Raw genomic sequence first — 19,815 nt, 5'->3', positions numbered from 1 at the left:
TGCTGGCCTGGGCGGGCGCGCTGCAGGCCGCGGGCATCGAGGTCATGGACGACCGCGGCGTGACCGTGCGCTGGGATGCGCCGCCGCAACGCATCGTGACGCTGCTGCCCTCGCTCACCGAAACCGTGTGCGAGCTCGGTCAGTGTGCGCGGCTTGTGGGCGTGGACCGCTATTCCAACTGGCCCGCTTCGCTGGACAAGCTCCCGCGCGTGGGCGGCGGCATCGACCCCAACGTGGAGGCCATCGTGGCGCTGCGGCCCGATGTGGTGCTGCTCGCGCAGTCCTCGCGCGTGATCGACCGGCTGGAGGGGCTGGGGCTGAAGGTGGTGGCGCTGGAGCCCAAGAGCCACGCCGACGTGCAGCGCGTGCTGGGCAAGGTGGGGCGGGTGCTGGGCGTGGACGACGCGCAGAGCCAGCGCGTGTGGCGCCACATCGACGCAGCCGTGTCGGCCGCGGCGCAGTCGCTGCCGGCGCGCGTGAAGAACACGCGGGTGTATTTCGAGGTGAACCGCGCGCCCTACGGCGCGGGCACCTCGTCGTTCATCGGCGAGACGCTCACGCGCCTGGGCGTGCAGAACATCGTGCCCGCGCATCTGGGGCCGTTCCCCAAGCTGAATCCCGAATTCGTGGTGCGCGCCAACCCGGACCTGATCATGGTGGGCGACCGCAATTTCGAGGGCATGACGCAGCGGCCGGGCTGGCGCGGCATCCGCGCCGTGCGCGAAAACCGCCTGTGTGTGTTCCCCAACGCCGAATCCGACGTGCTGGTGCGGCCTGGCCCGCGCATGGCCGAAGCGGCGCGCCTCATGGCGCGTTGCCTGCAGGACAAAGCCCCATGAGCCCGGGCAACAGCGCCACCGTAGCCCTCGCCACCATGGCCCCCATGCCCCGCCCCGTCACCCGTGCGCTGACCCTCGCCGTGGGGTTGGTGCTGCTGGGTGGTGTGCTCGGGGTGCTGGGCCTGGGGGTGGGCAGCACCGGCCTCGAAGCGGTGTGGACCATGCTGGCCGACCCGGTGGCCGCGCAGATCGTCTGGGACATCCGTGCGCCGCGCACCGTGGGCGCCTTCGCGGCCGGGGCCCTGCTGGGCCTGGCCGGCGCGGTGGCGCAGGGCCTGTTTCGCAACCCGCTGGCCGACCCGTTTCTGCTGGGCAGCGCCTCGGGCGCTTCGCTGGGCGTGGCGCTCGCGCTGGCCGGCCTGGGCGTCTCGCCGTTCGCCACGCAGTGGGTGGTGCGCCTGGGTCTGACGGGTGCGGCCTTCGTGGGCGCGGTGCTCGCGGTGCTGCTCACGCTGGCGCTGGCGCGCGGCGTGCAGCACACGCTGCGCTTGCTGCTCGCGGGGGTGGTGGTGGGCGTGGTGCTGGGCGCCATCACCTCGCTGGTCACGCTCAGCGTGCCCGAAACCCTGCAGGCCATGCAGGCCTTCATGCTGGGCTCCACCGGGTTCGTGGGCTGGGCGTCCTGCCTGCTCATGGGCGGCATCGGCTTCGTGTGCCTGCTGCTGGCCTGGGGCCTGTCGCGCGTGCTCGACGGCCTGGCGCTGGGCGAGGCCACGGCGCTCAGCCTGGGCCTGCCGCTGGTGCCGCTGCGTGCCGCGCTGGTGGGGGTGCTCGCGCTGGCCACCGGCACCGCGGTGGCGCAAACCGGGTTGATCGCTTTCGTGGGCCTGGCCGCGCCGCACCTGGTGCGCGCCGTGGTCAAGACCACCCACGCCTGGCTGGTGCTGCTCGCCAGCCTCATGGGCGGGGTGCTGCTGATGCTCGCCGACACCCTGGCGCGTGGCCTCATGGCGCCGCAGGAGCTGCCCGTGGGCGTGCTCACCGCGGTGCTGGGCGGCGGCTACCTGCTCTGGCTGATGCGCCGGCGGGTGGGGTAGGGCGAAGGAAGACCCGATGGACATCTGTACCGAACAAGCCACCGCGCTGCAGGCGCTGAACCTGAGCGCCAGCCTGGGCCACGGCGCCGCGCACCGGCAGGTGCTGCATGGCATCGATGTGTCGCTCGCGGCGGGTCGCTGGACCAGCATCGTCGGCCCCAACGGTGCGGGCAAATCGACCCTGCTGCGCGCGCTCGCCGGCGTGTTGCCGCACGGTGGCGAGGTGCTGCTGCACGGCGAGCCCATGCCCGGCATGGCGCCGCGCGAACGGGCCCGTGCCCTGGCCTGGCTGGCGCAGAGCGGCGCGGGCGAGGCCAGCGCCGACGACCTCACCGTGCACGACGTGGCGCTGCTCGGGCGCCTGCCGCACCAGGCCTGGCTGGCCCCGCCGGGCGAGGCCGACCACGCGGCGGTGGAGCGCGCGCTGCGCCAGACCCAGGCTTGGGAATGGCGCGCGCGGCCGCTGGGTTCGCTCTCCGGCGGTGAGCGCCAGCGCGTGCTGCTGGCGCGCCTGCTCGCGGTCGAGGCCGGCGTGATGCTGATGGACGAACCGCTGGCCAACCTTGACCCGCCGCACCAGGCCGACTGGATCGCGCTGGTGCGCGAACTGGTGGGGCAGGGTCGCACGGTGGTGAGCGTGTTGCACGAGATCACGCTGGCGCTGCTGGCCGACGACATCGTGGTGATGCAGCAGGGCCATGTGCGCCACACCGGGCCCTGTGCCGAACCCGCGGCGCACCGCGCGCTCGAAGCCGTGTTCGACCACCGCATCGCCATCCACCCCCTGGGCGCGCACTTCGTCGCGCTGCCCCAATAGACGACAAGGAACCCTATGCAGATCGAAACCCCACCCACCGAGAAACGCTATGAAAAGCCCGAGGGCGAACGCCGGGGCCTCGTGATCGTGCACACCGGCGACGGCAAGGGCAAGAGCACGGCCGCTTTTGGCCTCGCGATGCGCGCGCTGGGCCGCACGCACGTGCACGGCAAACAGGTAAAGATTTTCCAGTTTATGAAAGTGCCCAGCGCGCGCTTTGGGGAGCACCGCGTGTTCGAGCAACTGGGTTTGCCGATAGAAGGGTTGGGCGACGGCTTCAGCTGGAAGAGCCAGGACCTCGAACACTCCGCCCAGCTCGCACGCGACGGCTGGCAGAAGGCGAAGGCGGCCATCCTCGGTGGTGACTACTTCATGGTCACGCTCGACGAGCTGACCTACCCGTTGATCTACGGCTGGCTGCCGCTGGACGATGTGCTGCAGACGCTGCGCGACCGCCCACGCGATGTGCACGTGGTCATCACCGGGCGACGCTGCCCGCCCGAGATCATCGAGCTGGCCGACACCGTGACCGAGATGACCCTGGTGAAACACGCGTTCAAGGCGGGCATACCCGCGCAGCGCGGTATCGAAGACTGAGCGGCAGAGCCCTTGATGCCCCATTCGCCCGCCCCAGACCAGGCTTTTTCCGCGGCCGAGCGCGATGCCGTGTACCGCGCCATCTTCGAGCGGCGCGACATGCGCCACTTCGCGGGCGGGGAGGTTGCTCCGGAAGTGATGCGACGCCTGCTCACCGCCGCGCACCACGCGCCCAGCGTGGGGTTCATGCAGCCCTGGCGCTTCCTGCGGGTGGCGTCGCCGGCGTTGCGGCGCGGGCTGCAGGCACTGGTGGAACAGGAGCGCGTGCAGACCGGCCGTGCGCTGGGGCCGCGCGAAGATGCGTTCATGCATCTCAAGGTCGAGGGCCTGATGGACGCGGCCGAGGTCTGGGTGGTGGCGCTGGCCGACGGCCGCGAGCGCCATGTGTTTGGCCGCAGGACCCTGCCGCAGATGGACCTCGCCTCCACCGCCTGTGCCATTCAGAACCTCTGGCTCGCCGCGCGCGCCGAGGGGCTGGGCATGGGCTGGGTTTCGATGTTCGACCCGGCGGCCGTGGCCTCACTGCTGGGCATGCCCGCCGGGGCCGAGCCCATTGCCTTGCTGTGCATCGGGCCGGTGCCGCATTTTTACGAGGAGCCGATGCTCCAGCAGCAGCGCTGGGCCCAGCGCTGCGCATTGGACAATATGCTGTTTGAAGACGCCTGGGGCCAGCCCCTGGGCCAATGCGAAACGGTGGCTGGGTGACCCCCCGTTTCTTGAACCCTAGGAGACCTACCGATGACCACGACCCATACCACCCTTCCTGCCGCCGCGCAGCCCCTGCATTTCCATGCCCCGCGCAAAGCACCGGCTCCCGCGGTCGACACCGGCCAGCGGGTCTGGGCGGTGGACGAGGTCGCGGCGCTGTTCGACCTGCCGTTCTCCGATCTCATGTACCGCGCGCAGACCGTGCACCGCGAGCATTTCGACCCGACCGAGGTGGAGCTGGCCACGCTGTTGTCGGTGAAGACCGGTGGCTGCCCCGAAGACTGCGGCTACTGCCCGCAGTCGGTGCATTTCGACACCGGCGTTGAGGCCGGCAAGCTCATGGGCGTGGACGCGGTGCGCGAGGCCGCCCAGCGCGCTCGGCAGGCCGGGGCCACGCGCTTTTGCATGGGCGCGGCCTGGCGCGCGCCCAAGGACCGCGATGTGGACGCCGTGGCCGAGCTGGTGCGCGCTGTGAAAGAGGAAGGCCTGGAGGCCTGCGCCACCCTGGGCATGCTGTCCGAGGGCCATGCCGAGACGCTGCGCGACGCGGGCCTGGACTACTACAACCACAACCTGGACAGCGCGCCCGATTTCTATGGCGAGGTGATCACCACCCGCGATTACCAGGACCGCCTGGACACGCTGGAGCGGGTGCGCGGTGCGGGCGTGAAGGTGTGCTGCGGCGGCATCGTGGGCATGGGCGAGTCGCGCCTGCAGCGCGCCGCGCTCGTGGCCCAGCTCGCCAACCTCTCGCCCGCGTACCCCGAGTCGGTGCCGATCAACCACCTGGTGAAGGTGGCGGGCACGCCGCTGGCCGAGCAGCCCGACCTGGACCCGCTGGAATTCGTGCGCACCATCGCCGTGGCGCGTATCACCATGCCGCGCGCACGGGTGCGCCTGTCGGCCGGGCGCCAGCAGATGAGCGATGCCGTGCAGGCCCTGTGTTTCGTGGCCGGCGCCAACTCCATCTTCTACGGCGACAAGCTGCTGACCACCGGCAACCCCGACGTGGACCGCGACCGCGAGCTGCTGGGGCGCCTGGGCCTCAAAACCCGCCACACGTTCGGCGGTTGACGCCGATGAGCGGCGTGTCGCCCAACGAAGCCTGGCGCCAGCGCAGCCTGGCCGCCGTGTGGCACCCCTGCACGCAGATGAAGCTGCACGCGCCCGACGGTGCGGCCTTGCCGCTGATCCCGGTGGCGCGGGCCGAGGGCGTGTGGCTGCACGACCGCGAAGGCCGGCGCTACCTGGACGCGATCAGCTCCTGGTGGGTCAATCTGTTTGGCCACAACCACCCCGCGATACGCGCCGCGCTGGTGGACCAGCTGAACACGCTGGACCACGTGATGCTGGCCGGTTTCACCCACGCGCCGGTGGTTGAACTTTCCGAGCGCCTGGCCGCGCTCACCGGCCTGGGCCACGCCTTCTACGGCAGCGACGGCGCCAGCGCCACCGAGATCGCGCTGAAGATGAGTGCCCACCACTGGCGCAACGCGGGCCGGGTCGAGAAGAACCGGTTTGTCGGCGTGGCCGGGGGTTACCACGGCGAGACCGTGGGCGCGCTGGCCGTGACCGACATCGCGCTCTTTCGCGAGGCCTACGCGCCGCTGGTGCGCCTGGCCGCCACCGTGCCCAGCCCGGACGCACGCGGCGCGGCGCCCGGCGAAACCCCGGCCGACGTGGCCGAGCGGGCCGCCGCCGCCCTGGGCGACTGGCTGGCCGAACACGCGCACGAGACCGCCGCCGTGATCATCGAACCGTTGATCCAGTGCGCCGCCGGCATGGCCATGCACGACCCCGTGTACCTGCAGCGCGCGCGCGAACTCTGCGACCGCTACCAGGTGCACCTGGTGCTCGACGAGATCGCGGTCGGCTTCGGCCGCACCGGCACCCTGTTCGCACACGAGCAGGCGGGCATCCGGCCCGACTTCCTGTGCCTCTCCAAGGGCCTGACCGGCGGCACGCTGCCGCTGTCGGTGGTGCTCACCACCGACGCGGTGTACGCCGCCTTCTACGACGATCAGGTGGCGCGCGGTTTCCTGCATTCGCACAGCTACACCGGCAACCCGCTGGCCTGCCGTGCCGCGTTGGCCACGCTGGATCTGTTTGACCAGACCGACGCGCTGCGCCAGAACCTGGGCACCAGCGAGCGGCTGACCGCGCAGTTCGAGCCGCTCTCCAAGCACCCGCGTGTGCGCTTCGCGCGCCAGCGCGGCATGGTCTTCGCGTGGGACGTGGCCAGCAGCCTGCCCGACTTCGGCCGCCGCTACGCCCGCCACGCGCTGACGCAAGGGCTGCTGCTGCGGCCCATCGGCCACACGCTCTACGCCATGCCGCCTTATGTGATCGACCAGGCCGAGGGCGAGCTGCTGGCGCGGGGCGCGCTGGCCGCGCTGGAAGCCACGCTGGCCGAAGAAACGGCTCCTGCGCCGGTGGTGGGAGACCGCGATGGCGTTTGACGGCTGCTTCGTCACCGGCACCGACACCGGCGTGGGCAAGACCCTGGTGAGCGCGGCGCTGCTGCACACACTGGCGCGCCAGCACCGTCGCGTGGTCGGCATGAAGCCGGTGGCCGCCGGCCTGGTGCAGCGCGATGGCGAGTGGGTGGCCGAAGACGTGCTCGCCCTGCGCGCGGCGTCCACCGTGGCCGTGCCCGCCGTGCTCGACAACCCGGTGGCCCTGCCCGATGCCCTGGCGCCGCACCTCGCGGCGGCGCGCGCCGGCCGGGCCGTGACGGTGGCGGAACTGGTCGCCGCGCATGCCGCGCTGCGCGATCTGGCCGACGTGGTGGTGGTCGAAGGCGCGGGGGGGTGGCGCGTGCCGCTCAATGAGCGCGAGACCCTGGCCGACCTGGCGCTGGCCATCGGCGCGCCGGTGGTGCTGGTGGTGGGCCTGCGCCTGGGCTGCCTGAACCACGCGCTGCTGAGTGCCGAGGCCATCCGCGCCGACGGCCTGCACCTGGCCGGCTGGGTGGCCAACACGCTCGATGCCGACATGGCCTGCCGCGACGAAAACATTGAAACGCTGCGCCGCTGGCTGCCCGCGCCGCTGCTGGGCACCGTGCCCTGGCACCCCCAAACCCCCGACGCACGCCAGATCGTGCTGGACCTGCCCGACACCTGGCGATGAAGGATCTGCAATGAGTTGGCTGAACGAATTCGATGACCGCCTGGCCGCGCTGGACGCCCAGGCCCTGCGCCGCCGCCGCCGCGCCGTGGTGCCCGAGCAGGGCGCCCGGCTCAACGTGGACGGCGAGTCCCTGCTGGCCTTCTGCAGCAACGACTACCTGGGCCTCGCGCAAGACCCGCTGCTGCGCCAGGCGGTGCACGCCGCCGTGGACCGCTACGGCGTGGGCTCCGGGGCCTCGCCCATGGTCAGCGGCCACAGCGTGGCCAACGCCGCGCTGGAGCGTGAGCTGGCCGAGGCCGTGGGCCTGCCGCGCGCGCTGTATTTCTACGCCGGTTACGCCACCAATGCGAGCATCGTGCCGGCCCTGGTGGGCGAGGGCGATGCGCTGTTTTCCGACGCGCTGAACCACGCCTGCCTGATCGACGGTGCGCGCCTGTCCAAAGCCACGGTGCACCGCTACCCCCACGGCAACCTGGCCCGGCTCGACGCCTTGCTGACCGCCAGCCCGGCGCGCCGCAAGCTGGTGATCAGCGACGCGGTGTTCAGCATGGACGGCGACGTGGCCGACATCACCGGCCTGCACGCGCTGTGCGAGCGGCACGATGCCTTGCTGCTGCTGGACGACGCGCACGGCTTTGGCGTGCTGGGCCCGCAGGGGCGGGGCGCGCTGGCCGCCGCCGGCCTCACCGGGCCGGGCGCTTCGCCGCGTGTGCTCTACATGGCCACGCTGGGCAAGGCGCTGGGCGTGGCCGGGGCGTTCGTGGCCGGGCCCGAGAGCCTGGTCGAGTGGCTGCTGCAGAAAACCCGCAGCTACACCTACGCCACCGCCGCGCCGGCCCTGCTGGCCGAGGCGGTGCGCGCCGGCCTGCGCTGTGTGCTGGGTGCCGAGGGTGAGCGCCGCCGCCAGCACCTGGCCGCCCTGATCGAGCAACTGCGCGAAGGCCTCGCGCCTGGGGCCGATGCCGCGGTGGACGCCGCCGGCTGGACCCTGATGCCCTCGGACACCGCGATCCAGCCCCTGGTGATCGGCGACAACGAGGCCGCGTTGGCCGTGATGGCCACGCTGCGCGAGCAGGGCATCTGGGTGCCCGCGATCCGCCCGCCCACCGTGCCGGTGGGCACCGCGCGGCTGCGCATCGCGCTGTCGGCCGCGCACCAGAGCGCGGATGTGGCCGCGCTCGTGGGTGTGCTGCGGGCCGCGGCCGCCGGCTTGGGCCAGCACCGCGTGGCCGCAGCCGCGCTGGAGGCCTGAGCCCCATGGCCGAGCTGGCCATCCTGCCATCCTGGAGCGTGATGGCCTGTGCCGTCTGGGTGGCGCTGCTCATCGATGTCCGCTGGGGCGAGCCGCCGCCGCGCTGGCACCCGGTGGTGTGGATGGGCCACTACCTGGAGGCGCTGGGCAGGCGCATCGCGCCCGCCGTGGGCGGGCTGCCCGCTGGTGTGGCCGGGCCGTTCGTGCGCGGCGCGCTGGCCTGGGTCGCCGGGGCGCTGCTGGTGGTGTCGGTCGGGCTCGCGGTGGTCTGGGTTGTGAGTGGCGGGCCGCTGTGGTTGCAGGCCTTGCTGCTGGGCGTGCTGCTCAAGCCGCTGCTGGCCTGGCGCATGCTGCGCGACGAGGTGCGCGCGGTGGAGGTGGCGCTGGCCGAATCGTTGCCAGCCGGGCGCTCGCGCCTGGCCTGGCTGGTGAGCCGCGACGTGGCGCAACTGAGTGAGCGCGAGGTGCGCGAAAGCGCCATCGAAACCCTGGCGGAAAACCTCAACGACTCGGTGGTGGCGCCACTGTTCTGGTTCGCCGTGGCCGGCTTGCCGGGCGCGGCGCTCTACCGCTTCGCCAACACCGCCGACGCCATGTGGGGATACAAGGGCGAGCGCCAGGGGCGCGACTGGACCTGGGCCGGCAAATGGGCCGCACGCGCCGACGACGTGTTGTCCTGGCTGCCCGCGCGCATCACGGCCGCACTGCTGGGTCTGCTGGGCGCGGCGAACACGCTGCTGAAATTGCCGGCGCAGGCGCGGGTCACGCCTTCGCCCAACAGCGGCTGGCCCATGGCCGCCATGGCGCTGGCGCTGGACGTGCGCCTGGGCAAACCCGGCGTCTACACCTTGCATCCCTGCGGGCGTGGCGCGCTGCCGGCCGACACCGCCCAGGCCTTGCGCCTGGCGGGCCGTGTGGTGTTCACTTGTGCCTTGTTGGCCGCCGCGTGGGCGGCGGCGGGTTTCTGGAGCCTGTTCCGATGACACATCCACACGGTGGCCCCGACGCGATGGGCGTGCCCCGCTGGGACTTTTCCACCAACGCCAACGCCTGCGGGCCGTCGCCGGTGGCGCTGGCCGCCGTGCAGCAGGCCGACGCGGCCCACTACCCCGACCCGCAGTACACGGCGCTGCGCGAGGCGCTGGCCGCTTTCCATGGGGTGGCGCGCGAGCGCATCGTGCTGGCGGCCAGCGCCAGCGAATTCATCGCCCGCATCAGCGCCAGCGTGACCCACGCGGGCGGGCAGCGAGCCTGGTGGCCCGCGCTCGCTTACGGCGACTACGCACACGCCGCGCAAGCCTGGGGCCTGCGGCGGGTGGACGAGCCCGCGCAGGCCGATCTGCTCTGGCTGTGCGAACCGTCGAGCCCGCTGGGCAATGCCGAAACCATGGCGCAGGTGGTGGCGGAGCAGTGCGGTGTGATCGTGATCGACCGCGCCTACGAACCACTGCGCCTGTCCGGCCGCTGCAGCCTGCCCGATGCCGTGCTCGACGGCGTCTGGCAGCTCTGGACACCCAACAAGGCGCTGGGCCTCACGGGGGTGCGCGGCGCCTACGCCATCGCGCCGCTGCAGAGCCAGGCGCTGGCGCGCGCGCTGGAGCAGATGGCGCCCTCCTGGCCGCTGGGCGCGCATGGCGTGGCGATGCTGCAGGCCTGGGTGCGGGCCGACACGCAGCACTGGCTGGCCCAGAGCCTGGCCTGCCTGCGCGGCTGGAAAGCGCAGCAGCTGGCCCTGTTGACCGGGCTGGGCTGGACCTGCCTGCCCAGCGAGGCCAACTACTTCTGCGCGCGCCCGCCCGCCGCACTGGACACGCCGGCCCTGCGTGCCCAGGGCGTGAAGCTTCGCGACACGACCTCGCTCGGCCTGCCGGCGCACTGGCGCCTGGGCGTGATGTCGCCCGCCGCACAGGCCGCCCTGCGCGATGCCTTGCAGAGCGCCACGGCGCGCTGCGCGGAGCTGACCGCATGACCGCCGTCTGCGTGATGGTGCTCGGCACCACCAGCGGCGCGGGCAAGAGCTGGCTGACCACGGCGCTGTGCCGGCACTACGCGCGCCAGGGGCTGAAAGTCGCCCCGTTCAAGGCGCAGAACATGAGCAACAACGCGCGGGTGGTGGCAGGCCCCGATGGTGCCTATGGCGAGATCGGTTCCGCGCAGTTCTTTCAAGCCCTGGCTGCCAACGCCGTGCCCGAGGTGCGCATGAACCCGCTGCTGCTCAAGCCCGAGGCCGACACGCACAGCCAGGTGGTGCTGATGGGGCAGGTGAGCCAGGCACTGTCGGAGATGCCGTGGCGCGGCCGCAGCCTGCACGTGTGGCCCCAGATCGCCGCCGCGCTGGACGCGTTGCGCGAAGAGAACGACGTGGTCGTGATCGAAGGCGCGGGCTCGCCGGCCGAGATCAACCTGCACGGCAGCGACATCGTGAACATGCGGGTGGCCCTGCACGCGCAGGCGCGCTGCCTGCTGGTGACCGACATCGACCGGGGCGGCGCCTTCGCCCACCTCTATGGCACCTGGGCGCTGCTGCCGCCCGACGAGCAGGCGCTGATCCGGGGCTTCGTGCTCAACAAGTTCCGGGGCGATGCCACGCTGCTCGCGCCCGCGCCGCAGATGCTGCAGGACCTGACCAGTGTGCCGGTGGTCGCCACGCTGCCGATGTGGTGGCAGCACGGCTTGCCGGAGGAAGATGGCGTTTTCGACGACAAAACGCGGGCCAACGGCGCCGTGCAAAAGACCATCGCCGTGATCGCCTGGCCACGCATCAGCAACCTCGACGAGTTCCAGCCGCTGAAGAACGTGCCCGGCCTGCGCCTGGTCTGGGCGCGCACGCCGGCCGATTGCGCGGGCGCCGACTGGATCGTGTTGCCGGGCTCCAAGGCCACCAGCGCCGACCTGGCCTGGCTGCGTGCGCAGGGGCTGGACCGCGCCGTGGCCGCGCACGCCGCGTTGGGCGGGGCGGTGCTGGGCGTGTGCGGCGGGCTGCAGGTGCTGGGCGAGGCGCTGATCGACCCGCATGGTATCGACGGCAACGCGCCCGGCCTGGGCCTGCTGCCGCTGGTGACGCGCTTCGACCTGCAGAAAACCGTGTGCCACACCGAGTCCCGGTTCGGCGCGCTCACCGGCCCTTGGGCTGCGCTCTCGGGCGTGACCGCCGCGGGCTACGAAATCCACCACGGGCAAACCACCCAACACCCGGCCATGGCCGCCGGGGGCGACGTGGCGCGCGAGGTGTTGCCCGATGGCCTGGGCTGGCAGAACGCGCAGGGCAATGTGCTCGGCGTCTACCTGCATGGCCTGTTTGAAGACCCGCGCGTGCTGCACGCGCTGTTTGGGGCCAGCGCGCCCACGCTCGACAGCGTGTTCGACGGTCTGGCCGATTTCATTGAACGCCACGTCGAACCCGGCGTGCTTGACCAACTCATCCAACCCTGACCCTGGAGCCTGCCATGTCCTACACCCTTCCCGCCATCGCCGACATCGCGCAAACCGCGCTGGCCGAGCGCCTGCAGCACAAGCTGGACAACAAGACCAAGCCGCAGGGCTCGCTCGGCCGCATCGAGGTGCTGGCCCAGCGCATCGGCCTGATCCTCGGCACGGAAGCGCCCGAACTCCAGAGCCCGCAACTCGTGGTGTTCGCCGGCGACCACGGCCTGGCCGCGCGCGGCGTCTCGGCCTTCCCGAGCGACGTGACCTGGCAGATGGTGGAAAACTTCCTGGCCGGCGGCGCCGCGGTGAGCGTGCTTGCGCGGCAACACGGCATCGGTCTCACGGTGGTGGACTGCGGCGTGAAGCACGACTTTGCGCCGCGCCCTGGCCTGGTGATCAACAAGGTCGCGCCAGGTACGGCGGATGCGCTGGAAGGCCCGGCCATGAGCAGTGCGCAGTGCGATGCGGCGCTCCGCAACGGCGCGGCCCTGGTCCAGGGGCTGTCGGGCAACGCGCTGCTGCTGGGCGAAATGGGCATTGGCAACACCTCGGCGGCGTCGATGCTGCTGGCGCGCCTGGCCGGTCTGGCCGTGGCCGACTGCACCGGTGCCGGCACCGGTCTGGACGCCGAAGCGGTGCAGCGCAAGATCGGCATCCTGCGCGCGGTGCTGGAGCGCCACGCCGAGGCCCGCCAACCGCTCGAAGCGCTGGCGGCTTTCGGTGGCTTCGAGATCGCCACCATGGTGGGTGCCGTGCTGCAGGCCGCGAGCGAGCGCCGCGTGATCGTGGTCGACGGCTTCATCGCCAGCTCCGCCGTGCTCGTGGCCAGCCATGTGCAGCCCAACGTGTTGCAGCGCTGCGTGTTCGCGCACCGCTCGGGTGAACGCGGCCACGCGCTCATGCTCGCGCACCTGCGCGTCGAGCCGCTGCTGGACCTGGGCCTGCGCCTGGGCGAAGGCTCGGGCGCTGCCATGGCCTGGCCGCTGCTGCAAAGCGCCTGCGCCATCCTGCGCGAGATGGCCAGCTTCGAGGCGGCCGGCGTGTCGCGGCAAGACGAAGCGCCGGTTGTCGGCGTCGCCCCGGTCTGAGGCCGAGGCGGTGGAGCGCGGTGACTTCGAGCCAGGTAGCCGTGGAACCGGCCCCGCCGGGCCACAGGCTGCGTCCCCCCTCCCGCAGGAGAGGGGGGAAGACACACAGCGGCGCAGGGGGGTGTCCCAGCCTGTTCGTCACTTCTTCATCGCCCTCCAGTTCTTCACCCGCATCCCGGTCACGGGGCGGCTGGCCGACTGGGTGGGCTTTTCGCCCGCCATGCTGCGCGCGAGTGCCGCGCATTTCCCGGGCGTGGGCTGGGTGGTGGGCGGGCTCACGGCGGCGCTGTTCTACGGCCTGCTGATACTGTTGCCCGCCCAACCCGCCGCGCCCTGGGTGGCGGCGATGGTCAGCACGGTCTTTGGCGTGCTGCTCACCGGCGCGTTTCACGAAGACGGCCTGGCCGACACGGCCGATGGCCTGGGCGGCGCCATGGGCCGCGAGCGCGCGCTGGAGATCATGAAGGACTCGCGCATCGGCAGCTACGGCGCGGTGGCGCTGGTGCTGGCCTTCCTGAGCAAGGCCGCGCTGCTGGCGCTGCTGGCACAGGCCGGTGGTGCAGGGCTGGCCGCGCTGGCGCTCTTCGCGGCCCACGTCAGCTCGCGTCTCATGCCGCTGTTCATCATCCGCACGCTGCCGCACGTGGGCGACACGCCCACCTCCAAGTCCAAACCGCTGGCCGAGAGCATCGGCCATGCCGGTCTGGCGGCCGGCCTGCTCTGGTGGGCGCTGGCCATGGCGCTGGTGGGCTGGGCGCTGCCGGGTGCGCCCTGGCCGCAGGCGGTGCTGGGCGCGCTGCTGGGTCTGGCCTGGATGTGGCGCCTGCTGCGCCGGCGCCTGCAGGGCTTCACCGGCGACGGCCTGGGCGCCACGCAGCAGGTGAGCGAGATCGGGTTCTACCTCGGGCTGGCGCTGTGCCTGCCCGCCACCGCATGAGGGTACGCGCATGACGCTCTGGCTGTTGCGCCATGCACCGGTGGTGCTCGACGCCGGGCGCTGCTACGGCGCCAGCGACGTGCCCGCGAACCTGGCCCTCACGCGCCAGGCCGCGCAGTCGATGGCGGCGCTGCTGCCCGAGGGCGCGCCGCTGTGGGTGTCGGGCCTGCAGCGCGCGCAGCAGCTCGCGCGCGAGCTGCACATGCTGCGGCCCGACCTGGGCGAGCCCGTCACCGACACGCGCCTGAACGAAATGGACTTTGGCCACTGGGAGCTCAAGCGCTGGGACGCCATCCCGCGCGAGGCCTTCGACACCTGGCTGGTCGACTTCGCGCACCACCCCTTCGGTGGCCACGAGAGCGTGCAGCAGCTGATCGACCGGGTGGCCGTGGCGCTGGCGGTGGTGCGCCTGAAACAGCAGGGTGAGGCAGTCTGGGTGACCCACGCGGGCGTGATCCGCGCCGTGCAGTACCTGGTGGCCCACGGCAGCGCGCCGATCACCGACGTGGACCAATGGCCCCGCGAGGCACCGGAGCCGGGTGGTCATCTGTGCCTGACGCTGTGATGGTGTGAGCCGCGCTCAGCGTGCACACTGTGGTGCCCATGAACAGTTCATCGCCACGCCCTCCCGCCAGTCTGGCCCGCATGAAAGTGCTTGCGCTCGGCCTGTTGCTGTTCGCCGCGCTGGTGTATGGGCTGGCCACGCTGCTGGGGCCGCGCCACCTGGCCTGGGGTTATGTGGCCGCTGCGGCCGAGGCGGCCATGGTGGGGGCGCTGGCCGACTGGTTCGCGGTGGTCGCCTTGTTCCGCCATCCGCTCGGGCTGCCCATTCCCCACACGGCCATCATCGCCGCCAACAAGGACCGCCTGGGCGCGCAGCTGGCGCGTTTTCTGGGCGAACATTTCCTGACCGCCGAACACGTGCAGCCCACGCTGGCGCGCTGGGACCTGAGCCTGGAGGCGGGCCAGTGGCTGACCCGGCCCGAGTCGGCGCAGCGCGTGGGCGAGTGGCTGCGGCAGGCCACGCCGGCCATGCTGTCCGCGCTCGACCAGGCGCCCGTGCGCCAATGGGTGGCGCGGCTCGCGCAGCGCCTGCTGCGCGAGGTGGACCTGTCGGCGCTTGGTGGCCAGGCGCTGGGCGCGCTCACCGAACACGGCCACCACCAGCAGTGGCTCAACGGCCTGCTGCTGCAGCTCTCGGGCTGGGCCGGGCAGGACACCGTGCAGGAGCGGCTCACGGACGCCATCGCGCGCGAACTCAAGGAGCTCAAATACGTCGGGCTCGACCAGGTGGCCGCGCGTCTGGCCACGCGCAAGCTGGTGGCCGCACTCACCCGCACGCTCGCCGAGGTGGCGCAAGACCCCGAGCACGAACTGCGCCACCGCTTCGACCGCTGGATGGCCGACGCCATTGAGCGCCTGCAGCACGACCCCGACTGGCGCGAGCGGGTGGCGCTCTGGCGCGACGCCTGGCTGGCCCAGCCGGCCTGGGGCGACCCCATCGAGGCCTGGTGGCGTGCGCTCTTGGGCCACCTGAGCGAAGAGGCCATGAAACCCGAGACCGCGCTGGCCGAACGCATCGCCGGCGTGGTGCAGACCGTGGGGCAGCAACTGCTGGCCGACGAGGCGCTGCGCGGCTGGATCAACGCCCAGGCGCAACACGTCTTGCTGCGCGCGCTGGAGGGCAGCCGCGACAGCATCGTCGGCTTCGTGGCGCAGCGGGTGCAAGCCTGGGACGCACAGGAGATGAGCCGCGTGCTCGAAAACAACATCGGCCGGGATCTGCAGTTCATCCGCATCAACGGCACCCTCGTGGGCGCGCTGGTTGGGCTGGTGCTGCACGCTGTCACCGTGATCGCGCTGGATTTGCCGCTGGTGCAGTCCTGGGTGAAATGAGATAAGCCGAGAAGGCAAAAATCGGAACCGGACACAGGTCATTCGTCATCGCCGGCCCCTTCGTTGTTCTGCGAAAAGCGAAGACCCTTTTAATGGGGAGGGTCGACCTTGTTCACGACGGCGCTTCGCAGCGCTGCAAAGCGGTTCGGAGTCAGGCCGAAGGCGGCCTTGAATTGACGGGTCATGTGGGCCTGATCTGCGAAACCTGCTTCGACGGCAAGGTCGGCCAAAGACACGCCGTGGCCCAGTTGTTCGCGCACATGCTCAAGACGACGCATCAGCAGATAGCGATAGGGCGAGGTGCCGAAGCGGCGCTTGAACTGCGTGCACAGTTCGAAGCGCGACAGACCACATAGCTCCTCCAATTCGACTGAGCGCACCACGCGGCGAAAATGCTGCGACAAAAAGTCACTTGTTTGCCTGAGCGCGACCAGGTCCAACGTACGTGTGGGCGCAGTGGCCATTTCGCCAGAACTCACCCTCAACAGGCCAGTCGCCACCGCATGAATCAATGCGTCTGCCTGCAGCGGCTGCATTGTGTCGTCGAAAGCGTGCGAGAGCACATGGGCGAGTGTCTGATCCGTCACGACAGGGTTGGCGATGAAGGGCAGGGAGCCGTGGCTGGGCGCAATGGCGCGCACGGCGTCGAAAACCCGACTAGGGTCGACGTAGATCGTCCGGTAGACAAAGCCCTGCGCGGTCGCCGCTCGGCCATCGTGCGCTTCGTCGGGGTGGAGGATCACCAGTTGCCCCGGTAGGCTGTGGTGCACCGTGCCTCGGTACTCGAACGCTTGCACGCCCTGCTCGGTCATGCATACGGTGTAGGTGTCGTGGCGATGCCTGGCATAAGCCTCCCGATACAGGCGCGCGCGCAATCGGGACACGCCTGCACCCGCTGGCGCATCCGCCAACCAAGCGGCGTGCAAGGAGGCTTCACAAGATCGTTCAATACGGCAGTCTTGCATGTCGGTATACCCAGACCATTCCTCAACAAACGACGAAATTCATCATGCCGCAACAAGAGCTGATCGCATTCTTGATTTTCGCCATTGTTGCTGCAGTGACGCCAGGTCCTAGCAACGTGCTTGTGATGGCCGCAGGCGCGCGGGCCGGCTTCAGAGGCGGTTTGCCCTGCCTAGCGGGCGTCGTGACGGGGATGGCCGCGCTGATGAGTGCCGCCACGTTCGGCCTGGGTGGTTTTGTCAAGGCCTATCCCACGTCGCTTGTGATTCTGAAGTGGGGAGGTTCACTCTTCCTGCTGTGGCTGGCCTGGAAGGTCGCAAGCGCTCCGGCGATACGTCCATTGAACGGTGCCACGGCACGCACCGAACCTGTCGGCTTCCGGGCTGCACTGATTTTCCAGTGGGTCAATCCCAAATCGTGGGTTGTGAGTGTCAGCGCTGCGGCTGCCTATTCGGGAAGTGGTGACCTGGGGATGCTGGAGCGAGCCCTTTTGCTCGGCGGATTGTTCGCGGTGGCGGCGGTACCAAGTGGTGCGGTATGGTTGGCGTTCGGTGCCTCGATGCAGCGATGGTTGACCAACGAACGCCGCTCACAAGTGTTCAACATGGGCATGGGCATCGCGTTGGTTGGTTCGGTGTGGTTCGTATTGCGCTAGAAGCCAGCGCGCAGGCAAAGGATGTCTGGGCCGCAGCCTGCGCGCTGGCTTCGAGCGCTTCGCGCGTGCGCGGCACCTCGCCACCGTGACGCTCCACCAGGATGCGGCAGGTTTCCATCTGGTGCTTGGCCTTGCTGCGGTACAGGCCGATGGTCTTGATTGTGCTCTCCAGCCCTTCCTGCCCGAGCGCCAGCATCTTCTGCGGCGTGTTCGCCACCGGGAACAGCTCAGACAGTTGGTGTTCTGATCCTCTTGCGGCGTGCTAACGCCGCGTGGCGCGGCTCACGAGCAGCACCCGGCTGTCTCGGTCGAAGCGGACACGCCTTGGCGAAGGTCGGTCAGGATGCTGCAGTCGGGCGCGGGGCCACCGGCACAGCCTTCGCTGCAGGCCCGCACATAGCGCGACAGGCTTCGCTCCAGTCGACGCAACTCGGCCATCTTGGCCCGCACGGCCGTGAGATGCCCCTGGGCAATCGCGCGTGCTTCCACGCAGTCGCGCTCGGCGCTGGTCGACAGCGCGACGAGCTCACGGGTCTCATCAATGGAGAAGCCCAGGTCGCGGCAGTGCCGGATGAGGATGAGCACGTCTTGCACCGATTCCGGGTAGACACGGTGCCCGCTCTCGCGGCGCAGGGCGGGAGGTATCAAGCCCACTTCCTCGTAGTACCGGAGGGCAGACACGGCGAAGCCGACGCGCTTGGCCAGGGTGCCAATGGTCAGCCATTCCGGTGGGGGTTCTGCGGTGGTTGTGGTTTTCTTCATGGTGGACCTTGTATCTCAAGTAACTTGAGATTTTAAAGTGGGCTCACGGGAATCGACCCGCATGGATCCACTGGAGAAGACTCATGAAGAAACCTGTATTGGCCGTGTTGGGCGTGGCCGGTGCGTGTGTGGCCTGCTGCACCATCCCCTTGGCGATTCCGCTGTTCGGGGGAGCGGCTGCGCTGGGGTTGACGTCCTGGCTGGGCGCGAAGTTCCAGATCGGTCTGGAGTTGCTGGTATTGGTGGTGATGGTGTCCATGGCGGTGCTGGTCTGGGGCGCCATGGTCTGGACACGTCGCAGGCGCGCGAAGTCCTGTGGACGTGAACCCTCCAGCGGAACTGCGTGTGCGGTGAGCCCAGACGCCGAGGGATGCGGCTGTGCCCCACGATAGGGCATGAAACGGGGCCACCCAGGGCACCGCCGGGCCGGCTTTGCCGGACGGCCAGTGCCGTCCCCCTCCCGCCGAAGGCGAGAGAGGGGGGTGACGCGAAGCGGCGCGGGGGGTGCTTCGATTCAGCCCAGCGTCTTGGGCTTGAAATCGCAGTACGCCGACACCGCACACCGGTGGCACAGCGGCTTGCGCGCCATGCACACGTAGCGGCCCAGCAGGATCAGCCAGTGGTGCGAGTCCACCGCGTAGGCGGGTGGCACGCGTTTCATCAGCTGCTGCTCCACCGCCAGCGGCGTCTTGCCCGGGGCCAAGCCCGTGCGGTTGCTGACGCGGAAGATGTGCGTGTCCACCGCCATGGTGGGCTGGCCGAAGGCCACGTTGAGCACCACGTTGGCCGTCTTGCGGCCCACGCCGGGCAGGGCTTCGAGCGCTTCGCGCGTGCGCGGCACCTCGCCGCCGTGGCGCTCCACCAGGATGCGGCAGGTTTCCATCAGGTGCTTGGCCTTGCTGCGGAACAGGCCGATGGTCTTGATGTAGCTCTCCAGCCCTTCCTGCCCGAGCGCCAGGATTTTCTGCGGCGTGCTGGCCACCGGGAACAGCTTGCGCGTCGCCTTGTTCACGCCCACGTCGGTGGCCTGGGCCGAGAGCAGCACCGCGGTCAGCAGTTCGAACACGCTGGTGTATTCCAGCTCGGTCACTGGGTGCGGGTTGGCGGCTTGCAGGGTGGCGAAGAAGGCTTCGATGGCGGCGGGTTTCATGCCGCGCAGTGTAGCGGGGCGGGGCGCGAGAGACGCCCCACGCCCCGCCTCAGGCACTGGCCTGCTTCAGGTCTTTCAGCATGCCCTGGATCGCCGCCTCCATGGTCTTGGCGCGTTCCGCGAGTTCCTTGCCTCGCAGTTCCAGGGTCTTGGTGGTCAGTGCGGCCTGTTCTTTCAGTTCGGGCGATTTTTCCAGGGCGCGTTTGAAGGCGTCGCTGCGGATCAGGGCGAGGTGTTCCTTGTTGTCGGCCAGGCCCTGCTGGGTGCGCTGGGCCAGTTGTTTGCCGTGGCTGGAGAGCGCCTCGCCGATCTCGCTGGCGATCTGGGCGGGCGGATCGTCCGCTGCCAGGCGGGCCTTGGCCCGCAGTTCCGGGAGGTCGGGCACCTGGAGCACGGCGCCCTTGGGCAGGGTGCTCAGATCGTTCAGCCGCGGGTTGGCTTTCAGGATGGCGGCCTCGGCCTTCTCGCGCTGCTTGGGCGTCAGGCGCTCGAACATGACGTCGGCGATCTCGGCCACGGACTTTTCGCCGCGGAAGCTGGTGATCGGCATGGCAAGTCT

22 protein-coding genes and 1 pseudogene are annotated in these 19,815 nt (G+C 70.4%); 17 read left to right on the top strand and 6 right to left on the bottom strand.

Translation table 11 applies throughout. The annotated features are described in order from the left end of the window. The first annotated feature begins 44 nt into the window (after positions 1-44). From HTA01S_RS00545 to HTA01S_RS00470, 16 genes are all read left to right on the top strand, one after another. Entirely contained in the window at positions 45-839 is a 795-nt protein-coding gene (locus HTA01S_RS00545; protein ID WP_245637976.1) for an ABC transporter substrate-binding protein, read from the top strand. A gap of 44 nt (positions 840-883) precedes the next feature. Then, positions 884-1,876, top strand: coding sequence for a FecCD family ABC transporter permease (locus HTA01S_RS00540; protein ID WP_068167084.1), 993 nt, complete (start codon positions 884-886; stop codon positions 1,874-1,876). 16 nt (positions 1,877-1,892) lie between these two features. Continuing rightward, a complete protein-coding gene (locus HTA01S_RS00535) occupies positions 1,893-2,693 on the top strand; it encodes an ABC transporter ATP-binding protein (RefSeq protein WP_068166292.1) in 801 nt (266 codons plus the stop codon). A 15-nt stretch (positions 2,694-2,708) separates the two neighbouring features. Next, positions 2,709-3,290 (top strand): cob(I)yrinic acid a,c-diamide adenosyltransferase, encoded by a 582-nt coding sequence (gene cobO / locus HTA01S_RS00530; RefSeq protein WP_068166290.1) that lies wholly within the window; start codon positions 2,709-2,711, stop codon positions 3,288-3,290. 15 nt (positions 3,291-3,305) lie between these two features. After that, positions 3,306-3,995, top strand: a complete 690-nt coding sequence (gene bluB / locus HTA01S_RS00525) for a 5,6-dimethylbenzimidazole synthase (RefSeq protein ID WP_068166288.1) — start codon at positions 3,306-3,308, stop codon at positions 3,993-3,995. Positions 3,996-4,028: 33 nt separating this feature from the next. Continuing rightward, positions 4,029-5,072: a biotin synthase BioB gene (bioB, locus tag HTA01S_RS00520; protein WP_068166286.1), complete on the top strand. Its 1,044-nt coding sequence runs from the start codon at positions 4,029-4,031 to the stop codon at positions 5,070-5,072. Between the two features lie 5 nt (positions 5,073-5,077). Beyond that, a complete protein-coding gene (bioA, locus tag HTA01S_RS00515) occupies positions 5,078-6,457 on the top strand; it encodes an adenosylmethionine--8-amino-7-oxononanoate transaminase (RefSeq protein WP_068166284.1) in 1,380 nt (459 codons plus the stop codon). Then, on the top strand, positions 6,447-7,127 hold the full coding sequence (bioD, locus tag HTA01S_RS00510; protein WP_068166280.1) for a dethiobiotin synthase: 681 nt from the start codon (positions 6,447-6,449) through the stop codon (positions 7,125-7,127). The genes bioA and bioD overlap by 11 nt, the downstream gene beginning before the upstream one ends. A gap of 10 nt (positions 7,128-7,137) precedes the next feature. Next, on the top strand, positions 7,138-8,379 hold the full coding sequence (locus HTA01S_RS00505; RefSeq protein ID WP_068166277.1) for an aminotransferase class I/II-fold pyridoxal phosphate-dependent enzyme: 1,242 nt from the start codon (positions 7,138-7,140) through the stop codon (positions 8,377-8,379). A 5-nt stretch (positions 8,380-8,384) separates the two neighbouring features. Beyond that, the gene (gene cbiB, locus HTA01S_RS00500; protein ID WP_068166275.1) at positions 8,385-9,362 is read left to right on the top strand and encodes an adenosylcobinamide-phosphate synthase CbiB; all 978 of its coding nucleotides are present in this window, start codon (positions 8,385-8,387) and stop codon (positions 9,360-9,362) included. Further along, positions 9,359-10,348 carry an aminotransferase class I/II-fold pyridoxal phosphate-dependent enzyme gene (locus tag HTA01S_RS00495; RefSeq protein WP_068166273.1) on the top strand — a complete coding sequence of 330 codons (990 nt, stop codon included), beginning with the start codon at positions 9,359-9,361 and terminating at the stop codon, positions 10,346-10,348. Before cbiB ends, HTA01S_RS00495 begins: the two co-directional genes overlap by 4 nt. Beyond that, the gene (locus HTA01S_RS00490; RefSeq protein ID WP_068166269.1) at positions 10,345-11,811 is read left to right on the top strand and encodes a cobyric acid synthase; all 1,467 of its coding nucleotides are present in this window, start codon (positions 10,345-10,347) and stop codon (positions 11,809-11,811) included. The genes HTA01S_RS00495 and HTA01S_RS00490 overlap by 4 nt, the downstream gene beginning before the upstream one ends. A 14-nt stretch (positions 11,812-11,825) precedes the next feature. After that, complete coding sequence (gene cobT, locus HTA01S_RS00485; protein WP_068166266.1) at positions 11,826-12,893, top strand: nicotinate-nucleotide--dimethylbenzimidazole phosphoribosyltransferase; 1,068 nt, start codon at positions 11,826-11,828, stop codon at positions 12,891-12,893. A 121-nt stretch (positions 12,894-13,014) separates the two neighbouring features. Continuing rightward, positions 13,015-13,830: an adenosylcobinamide-GDP ribazoletransferase gene (locus HTA01S_RS00480; RefSeq protein ID WP_068166262.1), complete on the top strand. Its 816-nt coding sequence runs from the start codon at positions 13,015-13,017 to the stop codon at positions 13,828-13,830. 10 nt (positions 13,831-13,840) lie between these two features. Beyond that, complete coding sequence (locus HTA01S_RS00475; RefSeq protein WP_068166260.1) at positions 13,841-14,395, top strand: histidine phosphatase family protein; 555 nt, start codon at positions 13,841-13,843, stop codon at positions 14,393-14,395. Between the two features lie 38 nt (positions 14,396-14,433). Further along, positions 14,434-15,726: a DUF445 domain-containing protein gene (locus tag HTA01S_RS00470; RefSeq protein ID WP_245637951.1), complete on the top strand. Its 1,293-nt coding sequence runs from the start codon at positions 14,434-14,436 to the stop codon at positions 15,724-15,726. 89 nt (positions 15,727-15,815) lie between these two features. Here the strand turns inward: HTA01S_RS00470 and HTA01S_RS00465 are convergent, their stop codons facing one another. Further along, on the bottom strand, positions 15,816-16,691 hold the full coding sequence (locus HTA01S_RS00465) for an AraC family transcriptional regulator (protein WP_084235742.1): 876 nt from the start codon (positions 16,689-16,691) through the stop codon (positions 15,816-15,818). A gap of 44 nt (positions 16,692-16,735) precedes the next feature. Here HTA01S_RS00465 and HTA01S_RS00460 point away from each other — a divergent pair, with 44 nt between their 5' ends. Further along, the gene (locus HTA01S_RS00460) at positions 16,736-17,344 is read left to right on the top strand and encodes a LysE family translocator (protein WP_068166255.1); all 609 of its coding nucleotides are present in this window, start codon (positions 16,736-16,738) and stop codon (positions 17,342-17,344) included. Positions 17,345-17,363: 19 nt separating this feature from the next. Here HTA01S_RS00460 and HTA01S_RS24465 read toward each other — a convergent pair. The 5 genes and pseudogenes from HTA01S_RS24465 to HTA01S_RS00440 all read right to left on the bottom strand — a co-directional run. Next, positions 17,364-17,573 (bottom strand): annotated as a pseudogene (locus HTA01S_RS24465) (endonuclease III domain-containing protein); the annotation flags it as partial. Between the two features lie 53 nt (positions 17,574-17,626). Next, complete coding sequence (locus HTA01S_RS00455) at positions 17,627-18,106, bottom strand: MerR family transcriptional regulator (RefSeq protein WP_068166252.1); 480 nt, start codon at positions 18,104-18,106, stop codon at positions 17,627-17,629. A 43-nt stretch (positions 18,107-18,149) separates the two neighbouring features. Further along, positions 18,150-18,365, bottom strand: a complete 216-nt coding sequence (locus HTA01S_RS25035) for a hypothetical protein (RefSeq protein WP_157571918.1) — start codon at positions 18,363-18,365, stop codon at positions 18,150-18,152. Positions 18,366-18,620: 255 nt separating this feature from the next. Beyond that, positions 18,621-19,256, bottom strand: a complete 636-nt coding sequence (gene nth, locus HTA01S_RS00445) for an endonuclease III (protein WP_068166248.1) — start codon at positions 19,254-19,256, stop codon at positions 18,621-18,623. A 49-nt stretch (positions 19,257-19,305) separates the two neighbouring features. After that, complete coding sequence (locus tag HTA01S_RS00440; protein WP_068166246.1) at positions 19,306-19,806, bottom strand: hypothetical protein; 501 nt, start codon at positions 19,804-19,806, stop codon at positions 19,306-19,308. Positions 19,807-19,815: the final 9 nt, after the last annotated feature.

It is taken from the genome of Hydrogenophaga taeniospiralis CCUG 15921, from assembly GCF_001592305.1.
GTDB classification, from domain to species: domain Bacteria; phylum Pseudomonadota; class Gammaproteobacteria; order Burkholderiales; family Burkholderiaceae_C; genus Hydrogenophaga; species Hydrogenophaga taeniospiralis.
This window is presented reverse-complemented; position numbering and strand designations above follow the sequence as displayed.